The sequence below is a fragment of the Arthrobacter sp. Y3221157 genome, from assembly GCF_059089865.1.
Map to the genome: position 1 here is coordinate 1 of NZ_JBNHFD010000115.1, position 8943 is coordinate 8943.

Sequence of the window (8943 nt, forward strand, 5' to 3'; positions counted from 1 at the left end):
TACGTGGAGCCGGCCAAGTGGGTGCAGGAGCTGCGGAACCGGACCACCGGATCCGAGCCGATCCTCATGAAAATCGAGATGGACGGCGGGCACGGCGTCCATTCCATGCCTGGCTGCGATGCTGCCCACCGTGTCGCCGGCCACCACCGTATAAAGATTCTGGTCTGCGGGGGCGGGCGCAGGTTCCGGTGCGGGCGGCGGTGCCGGTTCGGCAGCGGCAGGTTCCGCGGGGGCAGCTTCTGCCGGTGCAGGTTCTGCAGGAGCGGGTGCTTCGGCCGCCGGGGTTGCCTTTGCCGGGACGGCAGCAGCAGGTTCCTGGCTGGCAGCATCCACTGCCGGGGCAGCGCCCTCTGCAGGTGCCACCGCGCCGGCAACCTGTCCGGACGCCGTCGTACTTTCGGTCAGGGAAGCGGGCGCCGCGAGGGCTCCAACGCCCACGGCTGCAACCACGGCGGCTGTGGCCATGCCCGCCCACAACCGGTTGCTGATGGCCGGACGGACTGCAACAAGGTCGGTTCGGGGTTCGTCGGTGGCGAAGCTTCTGCTCTCGGCTTCGGGGTTGGTGAGGTAAGGCTGGTTCATGGGTGGCCCATCCGGAGTCGGTCCCGGCCAAGCACGCAGGAACAGCGGCAGGCGGGACGGATCGAGGTGCAGCGCTCCGACGGCTCCGGTGTGTAACCGGGCCGCAAGCAGCGCGGGATGGAGGCGTCCGCATACCCAGAAAATACGGAGGCTCCGCGAGGAAGCGGACACCTCCGGGAAGCCAACCCGGGGGACCCGCCAGCGCGTATGTGGTCCTAGGAATCCCGAGTCTAGGAAGTGCGTACAGGTCCGGGCACCAGTAGGAAATACCCGAATTTTCGGGGCCGGTACTTGGCGGCGGCGGAGCTGCTACGCAAAGCGGCGGGTGCCCGATACTTGCTCTGTGAGCACTAGAGCGTGCGGTGCTCCTTGAGTTCCGCAACCTCCCGGCGGAGCGCGGCAATCTCTGCCACCAGCTCCGCCACTTCAACCCGGACCGGCTCCTCCACCGCCTCGGCCACGGTCTCGGCGGTATCCTCCACGCGCTGGACCAGCCACGAGGCGATGGACGCCGTCACCACGCCAAGGACGGCAATGCCGCTCATCATGAGGGCGGCTGCCACCAGCCGGCCGATGGGGGTCACTGGATACATGTCCCCGTAACCGACCGTGGTGATGGTTGTGATTCCCCACCACAGCGCATCCCCAAAAGTGACAATCTTGGCATCCGGCGCGGACTGTTCCACATCCAGGACAGCGAGCGCACCGACGAAAACCAGCAGGGCGGCAGAACCGGCAACGTACGTGACCACGCGGCCCCTCAGGGTCTCGCCGATGGTCCGGTGCAGGACGGACAACAGCGTCACCAGCCGCAGCAGGCGCAACGGCCGGAAGAGCGGCAGGGCCACGATGAGGAGCTCGTGCAGGTTGCGGATGAACCAGTTCCACCGGTCCTTGGCAAGCCACAGGTTGGCCGCATAGTCCACCACGAAGATGCCCCAGGTGGCCCACATTAGGGCCTCCAGCCACATCGTTCCGCCACCCTCGACCCGCCCGATGACCTGCCAGGCATAGGCCGCCAGGAACACGAGCGCGGTTGCCATCAGCGGCCACTCCGCCAGGTCCCGGTAGCGTTGTTGGGTCATGGACGAAATCCTAGCGGGCCGGCACGTCCCTTCCCGGTCCCCCTATGTTACCCGCGGGTAATATAGGGGGATGCACCTGCTCCTGAGAACCCTCCTCCTGCTGTTCACCTCCGCCCGCCGGCAGCCGCTCACCGTGTGGGACAGCTCTTCTTTGCCGCTGCGGGTGCTCCCAACGGACATCGATATCGCCATGCACGTCAACAACGGCATGTACCTGTCCCTCATGGACCTGGGCCGGTTCGACCTGATGGTCCGCAGCGGCGTGTGGAAGCACATGCGCCGCCGCGGCTGGGGCCCCGTTGTGGCCGCCGAGACCATCAGCTTCCGGAAGTCGCTGCAGCTGTGGCAGCGGTACAGCATTGAAACGCGCATTATCGGGCTGGACGCCAAAGCCATCTATTTCGAGCAACGAATGGTTGCCCACGGCGAAATTTACGCGCGTGCCTACATCGCCACCCGCCTGGTCACCAAGGCCGGGCCCGTGGGTCTGGAGGAGATCCTGCGCGAATTCGGCGCACCCCCGGCGGACCTGGTCCTGCCGGACTGGCTCCACGATTGGCGTGCAGCCAGTGCTCTGCCCGGCAGCCGTACACCCGCCCCCCATCTTTGGGCCAGGGGCTGATCCCCACAAGCCAGGTGCTGAACCGCGCGCGCATGCGGCCTATGCGCCGACGTCCCGCTGTTCAAGCGCGACGGCGGCCAGCGCCACCAGCGCCGCAGAGAGGCCCCACAGCCAGCCGGCTGCAGCCCAGTCGGCGCCGTTCACCACGGGGGAGTTGCCGTAGGCCCAGTGGTACGGGCTGAGGTTCAGCAGCCACTCCACGTCCGGGCTTTGCCGTCCGACGGCGTTGAACACGTAGCCAAGGACGCCCACCGCAGCGCCCGCGGCCAAGCCGTACGTCTTCCGTCCTGTGGCGGCGCCCACGCAGAGGGCGGCCGTGCCGCTGAGTAGGGCCAGGCCCGCGAAGAGGACGGCGGCGCCGAACAGGTTGGCCGGTTCGATCCCCAGCTGGGACGGTTCGTTCAGCACCAGCACCAGGACGAAGACCAGCCCGGCCAGCAGCACCACCCGCAGGAACAATGCCAGTGCCCGTTCCAGGACCACCTGGACCCGCCGGACGCCGTGGGCAAGCGTCAGCTCCAGTTGCCCCGACTCCTCGTCCCCGCCCACCGCCGCGGCACCCCACGCCACCGACGCGATGGTCATCAGCAGGAACCCCAGCAGCCCGAACAGGGTGGCCTGGGCGTAACCCGGCCCGCTGGCGATCTGGTCGTAGTTCAGGGCCTTGGTCATCTCGGCCGGCAGGGCGTCCACCATGTCCTGCATCTGCGCGCTGCCGCCAATGGACGGGTACAGCGGAAGATAGAGGAACGCTGCAGCGGCGAGCCCGGCCGCCCAGCCCAGGGTGGAGCGCCAGGTGTCGAAGAATGCCCTGCGGAACAGGGGCAGGGTGGCAGTCATGTGGCATCCTCCCGCGGCATGGCGTACATCTTCAGAACTGCTTCCTCAAGGTCTGGCTCGTCCAGGACCAGGTCCGTCAGCTCAAGCGAGCCCAGCATCCTCACCAGCGGCTGGATGGCACCTTCCAGCACAGCCGAGAGCGAGACGGCGCCGTCCGCCTCCAGCACCTGCACCTGCCCGACGCCGGGCACTCCGGACAGCAGCGCAACGGCGTCGTGCGCTGCAATCCCGTGCGTGGTGAGCCGGACGCGGCGGACGGCACCTTCACGCAGCCCTTCAACAGATTCAACCGTGATGATCCGTCCGTCGCGGAGGATGGCCACCGTGTCTGCAGTCTGCTGGACCTCGCTGAGGACATGGGAGCTGAGGAAGATGGTCTGCCCGCGGTGCTTCGCCTCCCGGACCATGGCGTGGAACTCCTGCTGGACCAGGGGGTCCAGCCCGCCCGTGGGCTCATCCAGGACCAGGAGCTCGGGCTCGTGCATGAACGCCTGCACCAGCCCCAGTTTCTGCTTGTTGCCCTTGGACAGCTTCCGGGTGTGGCGGTCCAGGTCCAGGCCCAGCCGGTTGGCAAGGTCATTGATCCGGCCCGGTGGAACCGGGCCGCTGATGGCCTGGTAATGGGCCAGCAGTTTGCGCCCGGTCACCCGGCCCTCCAGGAACAGTTCACCCGGAAGGTACCCGATCCGGCGGCGCAACTCCGGGCCGCCGGATCGGGGATCGGTGCCCAGCACCCGGATTTCGCCAGCCGTGGGCCGGATGATGTCCAGCAGGCAGCGCATGGTGGTGGTCTTGCCAGCACCGTTGGGTCCAATGACCCCAAAGACGGTGCCTGCCTCCACCTCGAAATCTACGCCGTGCAGCACTTCCCTGCGGCCGAATCGCTTCACGAGTGACCGGGCAGAAACAGCGGTGGCCATGAGCCCTCCTGGGTGCCGCGCAGTGGCTGATGACCCCCAGACTAGGTGCCCCGGCGCCGCCTGTATATGACGGCTTTCCGGTTATTCCCGATGACGCGGGGAGCGAACAGGGGTCCCGTGGCCGGGACTTTGGTGGCGATCCCGCGTAGCGTGGACACATGGCTACCCTTGACATCACAGGTGAACAGTTCGCGTCAACCATTGAGGGCAACGATATTGTCCTGGTCGATTTCTGGGCTGAATGGTGCGGGCCGTGCAAGCAGTTCGGCCCCACGTACTCGGCTGTTTCCGAGAAGCACCCGGATGTCCTCTTCACGAAGGTGGACACGGAGGCCGAGCAGCAGCTGGCCGCCGAGGCCGGCATCACGTCCATCCCCACCCTGATGGCCTTCCGCGAAAAGGTGCTGGTGTTCTCGCAGCCCGGCGCCCTGAACGCCCAGCAGCTCGAACAGGTGGTGGATGCGGTGAAGGCGCTGGACATGGAGGAAGTCCACGCCCACGTGGCACGCCAGCGGGAAGAGGCCGCGGCTGCTGCCAGCAAGCCGGCGGGCCCCCAGGACGGTTCCCAGATCCCCGACCTCTAAGTCTTCTTTAAACAGCGAAGCGGGACCCCCAGAAGGGTCCCGCTTCGCTGTTTAAGGCTGCGCTAGATGCGCTCCACCTTGACGGGTTCGGCGAGCAGTGCGCTCAGCGATTCGTTCAGGTCCTGCACGGCGATGCCCTTGGAGTGCTTCTCCAGGTCCTCTTCCGAGGCCCATTGTTCGGTCAGGACCAGCTTCTCCTCGGTGGCTTCCGTCAGTTCGTAGCGGATGCAGCCCGGCTCGTTCACCACCTCGTCGATGGCGATTTCCAGCGCGAGCTTCACGCGGAAAAATTCGCCTTCGTTGGGGATGAACGTTGCCTGCAGGTCGATCGGTGCACTCATGGATTTCACAATACCGGCCCGCGCAGCAGCTACCGTTCTGTTGCGCGGGCGGGGGATGCTTCATTTGCACCGGACCTGTTGGTAGCGTGCCAGCATGCGTGCTTATACAGCCGGGGACACTGACGTTCCGCTGCTCGAGGAGACCATCGGCGCCAACTTTGAGCGGGCGGTGGCGAGGTTTCCGTACCACGACGCGCTGATAGAGGCAGGCCCGGTTCCGGGGGCGGATGCCCGGCGGTGGAGCTACACCAAGATGAACGACGACGTCGACCGGCTGGCCCGCGGGCTCCTCGCCCTGGGCATCGGGAAGGGTGAGCGGGTGGGGATTTGGAGCCCCAACTGCGCGGAGTGGACGCTGCTGCAGTATGCCACCGCCAAGGTGGGCGCCATCCTGGTCAACGTCAATCCGGCGTACCGCAGCCATGAACTGGAATTCGTGGTGAAGCAGAACGGCATGCGGATGCTGGTGACGGCCCCGTCGGACCGGAACAGCGACTTCGTGGGCATGGCGCGCCGGGTGCTCGCCGAAAGTCCGGACCTGCGGGAACTGGTTTTTCTCCCTGCGCCGGGAGGTGAGGGGCCCGACGGCGGCGTGGCCCCGCTGGGCGAGGCGGAACTGACGTACGCAGAACTGCTGAAGGGCGCGGACGCCGTCGCGCATTCCGCCCTGATGGCCCAAATGGCGGAACTGGACCCGCATGACCCCATCAACCTGCAGTACACGTCCGGCACCACCGGGTTTCCCAAGGGTGCCACCCTGACCCACCACAACATTTTGAACAACGGCTTTGCCATCGGGGAACTGCTCCGGTACAACGAGCACGACCGCGTGGTCATCCCGGTGCCGTTCTACCACTGCTTCGGCATGGTCATCGGGAACCTGAACGCCCTCAGCCACGGCGCCGCCACCATCATCCCGGGCAGGGGATTCTCGCCCGCGGCAACCCTGGAGGCCGTGCAGGATTTCGGCGGGACCTCCCTCTACGGGGTCCCCACCATGTTCATCGCCGAGCTTGCCCTGCCGGACTTCGCCACCTATGACCTGTCCACCCTGCGCACCGGCGTGATGGCCGGTTCCCCGTGCCCGGTGGAGGTCCTGAAACGGGTCATCTCGGACATGCACATGAAGGATGTGGCCATCTGCTACGGCATGACCGAAACCTCGCCGGTGTCCACCATGACCCGGCAGGGGGACACGCTGCAGCACCGGACGGAGACTGTGGGCCGCACCATGCCGCGGCTGGAAAGCCAGGTTATCGATCCTGCCACGGGCAACGTGTTGGAGCGGGGCGAAATCGGGGAACTGTGCACGCGCGGCTACGCCGTGATGGCGGGGTACTGGAACCAGCCGGAGAAGACAGCGGAGGCCATCGACGCCGACGGCTGGATGCACACCGGGGACCTTGCCCTGATGGACGACGACGGGTACGTGGTGATCGAGGGGCGGATCAAGGACATGGTGATCCGCGGGGGCGAGAACATCTACCCCCGCGAAATCGAGGAGTTCCTCTACACTCATCCTGCGATCCAGGACGTGCAGGTGATCGGGGTGCCGGACGAGACGTACGGCGAGGAGCTGATGGCCTGCATCATCCTCAAACCCGGCGCAGAACCGCTGGACGCGGACGCCGTTGCCGGATTCTGCCGTGGGAACCTGGCCCACTACAAGATCCCGCGCTACGTGGAGGTGCGGGACAGCTTCCCCATGACGGTTTCCGGGAAGATCCGGAAGATCCAGATGCGCGAGGAGGCCGTGGCCCGGCTGGGGCTGTGACCCGCGCTGCCGGGCCCTAGCGGATGTCGCGGCTGATGGTCCTGATCCCCACCGCCAGGCCGACGGCGGCCGTCACCGCCGCTGCCACGAGTCCCCACAGCGTCTGCTCCCCGATGGTCCCTGCGAATAGCTCCCGCTCGGCGTTCACCAAATAGGTCAGCGGGTTGAACAGGCTGGCGGTCTTCATCCAGGCCGGACCGGCTTCGATGGGCAGCATGATCCCGGACAGGATCATCAGAGGGAAGAGCAGGGTCTGCTGCACGCCCCAGAAGATCCACTCCTTGTTCTGCGACACCAGCGCCAGGGAGTAGGAGAGTGCGCCCAGGCCGATGCCAAAAACCCCCAGGATCACCAGGCCCAGCAGCACATGCAGCGGGTGGAAGACGAACCCGAACGGGATGCAGACCATGGCGATGAGGAGTCCCTGGAGCACCAGCGGCGCCCATTCCTTGAGCGCCCGGCCGATCATCAGTGAAGAGCGGGACAGGGGAGTGGCGAGGATCCGCTCGTAGGAACCGGTCATTAGCTCGTACTGCAAATTGGAACCGGTCATCGAGGTGCCGAACAGGGCGATCATTACCACCACGCCGGGCAGGAACCACTGCAGGGTGGATTGGCCGCCGAAGGCCGGGGCTCCTACCGAGGCACTGAGCAGCGGGCCGAACAAACCGAGGAACACCAGCGGCTGGATCAGGGAGAAGATCAGGGAAAACGGGTCGCGCAGCGGCAGCAGCATCTCACGCCAGAAGACGTACCTTGTGTCCCGCAGGACCCGTCTCAGGCCTGGCGTCCTCGGGGCGTCCCCGGTGCGGGCGATGTGGCGGAGCGATTGGGTGCTCACTGGTTGGCTCCTTCCCGGAGGTTGCGGCCGGTCAGTTCGAGGAAAACGTCGTCCAGGGTGGGCGGCTTCAGCTCGATCGACTGGGCGGGAGCGCCGGCGTCGTTCATGCCCTTCAGGAGGGACGGGGCGATCCGTGCACCTTCCGGCAGGCGCAGCCGGAACGTCACCACGCCGTCGAGCCTGTTTTCCTGCACTTCGCCGCCTGCCGCCGCCCGGCCCAGGAGTCCCCGCACGGCCGGAGCGGACTCGGCCGCCACTTCGACGGCCAGCAGGTCGCCGGCGAGGTTGGCTTTCAGGCGCGCAGCCGTGTCATCGGCGATGATCCGGCCGTGGTCGATGACGATCACCCGCTCGGACATCGAGTCCGCTTCATCCATGTAGTGCGTGGTGAGGACGATCGTGGTGCCGTGTTCCTGGCGCAACCGCATGATGTGGTCCCAGAGGTTGGCCCGGTTTTGCGGATCCATCCCGGTGGACGGTTCGTCGAGGAACAGCAGCCTGGGGGAGTGCATCAGGCCGAGTGCCACGTCCATCCGGCGCCGCTGGCCTCCGGAGAGCTTGATGACCGTGCGTTTGGCCAGGTCCACTAGGTCCAGGGAGTGCAGCAGTTCCTGCGCGCGGGCGGCGGCGTCGGCCGTGTTCATTCCGTAGAAGCGGCCCTGCATCACCAGTTCGTCAATCACGCGGAAGCTGTGCCCGCCGCCGTTGCCCTGGCCGATGTAGCCGATCCGTGCCCGTACGCCTGCGGGGTCGGCGGCCACGTCCACTCCGGCTACGGTGGCGGAGCCGGAGGTGGGTCGGAGCAGGGTGGTGAGCATCCGCAGTGTGGTGGATTTGCCCGCGCCATTCGGACCCAGGAACGCCACCAGCTCGCCGGGGGCAACATCAATGTCCACGCCCTTGACGGCTTCTACAGTTTCCTTTTTGACCTGGAAGGTCTTGGTGAGTTTTTCCGTATGGATCATCGCCGGCTCCAAAGGATGCATGCGGGGCACTCGGGTAGGGGTCCCTTGCGCCACGCTATACCCGCCGGACCTGCCAGTCCACGCCCCTGCCCCGGCGGCAGTCCCTGTTTCCGGGTCAGTGCCGGCGGTGGTCCTGGATGGTCATCCGCGGACCGAAGGTGGGCTTGCGGAAACCGCTGGCTTGGATCATGCGGACCACCCGCTGCCGGTGCCCCATCCACGGTTCCAGCAGCCGGAGCATCCCGGCGTCGTCGGTGCGCCTGCCGGTCAGCGCCGCACCCACGTACGCCGCCAGGTGGTAGTCGCCCACCGAGATGGAATCGGGGCATCCGTGGGTCCGCTGCACCACCTCGGCGGCAGTCCAGATGCCGATGCCCGGGATGGTCTGC

General features: G+C 66.6%; 10 protein-coding genes and 1 pseudogene. 3 read left to right on the forward strand and 8 right to left on the reverse strand.

Annotated elements, in window-relative coordinates; translation table 11 throughout:
• Together AC5RTT_RS18715 and AC5RTT_RS18720 are read right to left on the reverse strand one after the other, a co-directional pair.
• The coding region (locus tag AC5RTT_RS18715; RefSeq protein WP_494146457.1) for a LysM peptidoglycan-binding domain-containing protein at positions 1-582 on the reverse strand (582 nt) is incomplete at its 3' end.
• Positions 583-932: 350 nt separating this feature from the next.
• Positions 933-1667, reverse strand: a complete 735-nt coding sequence (locus tag AC5RTT_RS18720; protein WP_494146450.1) for a potassium channel family protein — start codon at positions 1665-1667, stop codon at positions 933-935.
• 70 nt (positions 1668-1737) lie between these two features.
• Between AC5RTT_RS18720 and AC5RTT_RS18725 the strand changes: the two genes are divergently transcribed.
• Positions 1738-2289, forward strand: coding sequence for an acyl-CoA thioesterase (locus AC5RTT_RS18725; RefSeq protein WP_494146451.1), 552 nt, complete (start codon positions 1738-1740; stop codon positions 2287-2289).
• A 39-nt stretch (positions 2290-2328) separates the two neighbouring features.
• On the opposite strand, the gene AC5RTT_RS18730 is transcribed toward AC5RTT_RS18725, so the two are convergent.
• A complete protein-coding gene (locus AC5RTT_RS18730; protein WP_494146452.1) occupies positions 2329-3129 on the reverse strand; it encodes an ABC transporter permease subunit in 801 nt (266 codons plus the stop codon).
• A complete protein-coding gene (locus AC5RTT_RS18735; RefSeq protein WP_494146453.1) occupies positions 3126-4049 on the reverse strand; it encodes an ABC transporter ATP-binding protein in 924 nt (307 codons plus the stop codon). The genes AC5RTT_RS18730 and AC5RTT_RS18735 overlap by 4 nt, the downstream gene beginning before the upstream one ends.
• A gap of 158 nt (positions 4050-4207) precedes the next feature.
• On the opposite strand from AC5RTT_RS18735, the gene AC5RTT_RS18740 reads away from it, so the two are divergent.
• Positions 4208-4633, forward strand: coding sequence for a thioredoxin family protein (locus tag AC5RTT_RS18740; RefSeq protein WP_494010333.1), 426 nt, complete (start codon positions 4208-4210; stop codon positions 4631-4633).
• Between the two features lie 62 nt (positions 4634-4695).
• On the opposite strand, the gene AC5RTT_RS18745 is transcribed toward AC5RTT_RS18740, so the two are convergent.
• Complete coding sequence (locus tag AC5RTT_RS18745; RefSeq protein WP_009357160.1) at positions 4696-4974, reverse strand: putative quinol monooxygenase; 279 nt, start codon at positions 4972-4974, stop codon at positions 4696-4698.
• Positions 4975-5068: 94 nt separating this feature from the next.
• On the opposite strand from AC5RTT_RS18745, the gene AC5RTT_RS18750 reads away from it, so the two are divergent.
• Complete coding sequence (locus tag AC5RTT_RS18750; RefSeq protein ID WP_494146454.1) at positions 5069-6748, forward strand: AMP-binding protein; 1680 nt, start codon at positions 5069-5071, stop codon at positions 6746-6748.
• A gap of 16 nt (positions 6749-6764) precedes the next feature.
• Here AC5RTT_RS18750 and AC5RTT_RS18755 read toward each other — a convergent pair whose 3' ends face one another.
• The 3 genes and pseudogenes from AC5RTT_RS18755 to AC5RTT_RS18765 form a co-directional block, all read right to left on the reverse strand.
• A complete protein-coding gene (locus AC5RTT_RS18755; RefSeq protein WP_494146455.1) occupies positions 6765-7589 on the reverse strand; it encodes an ABC transporter permease in 825 nt (274 codons plus the stop codon).
• Positions 7586-8554: an ATP-binding cassette domain-containing protein gene (locus AC5RTT_RS18760; protein ID WP_494146456.1), complete on the reverse strand. Its 969-nt coding sequence runs from the start codon at positions 8552-8554 to the stop codon at positions 7586-7588. Before AC5RTT_RS18760 ends, AC5RTT_RS18755 begins: the two co-directional genes overlap by 4 nt.
• Positions 8555-8669: 115 nt before the next feature.
• Positions 8670-8943 (reverse strand): annotated as a pseudogene (locus tag AC5RTT_RS18765) (3-methyladenine DNA glycosylase); the annotation flags it as partial.

Bases quoted from the DNA above. Each gene is read 5' to 3' on its own strand.
- AC5RTT_RS18745 (WP_009357160.1), bottom strand. From the start codon at position 4,974: ATGAGTGCACCGATCGACCTGCAGGCAACGTTCATCCCCAACGAAGGC.
- AC5RTT_RS18750 (WP_494146454.1), top strand. From the start codon at position 5,069: ATGCGTGCTTATACAGCCGGGGACACTGACGTTCCGCTGCTCGAGGAG.
- AC5RTT_RS18760 (WP_494146456.1), bottom strand. From the start codon at position 8,554: ATGATCCATACGGAAAAACTCACCAAGACCTTCCAGGTCAAAAAGGAA.
- AC5RTT_RS18740 (WP_494010333.1), top strand. From the start codon at position 4,208: ATGGCTACCCTTGACATCACAGGTGAACAGTTCGCGTCAACCATTGAG.
- AC5RTT_RS18735 (WP_494146453.1), bottom strand. From the start codon at position 4,049: ATGGCCACCGCTGTTTCTGCCCGGTCACTCGTGAAGCGATTCGGCCGC.
- AC5RTT_RS18725 (WP_494146451.1), top strand. From the start codon at position 1,738: ATGCACCTGCTCCTGAGAACCCTCCTCCTGCTGTTCACCTCCGCCCGC.
- AC5RTT_RS18720 (WP_494146450.1), bottom strand. From the start codon at position 1,667: ATGACCCAACAACGCTACCGGGACCTGGCGGAGTGGCCGCTGATGGCA.
- AC5RTT_RS18730 (WP_494146452.1), bottom strand. From the start codon at position 3,129: ATGACTGCCACCCTGCCCCTGTTCCGCAGGGCATTCTTCGACACCTGG.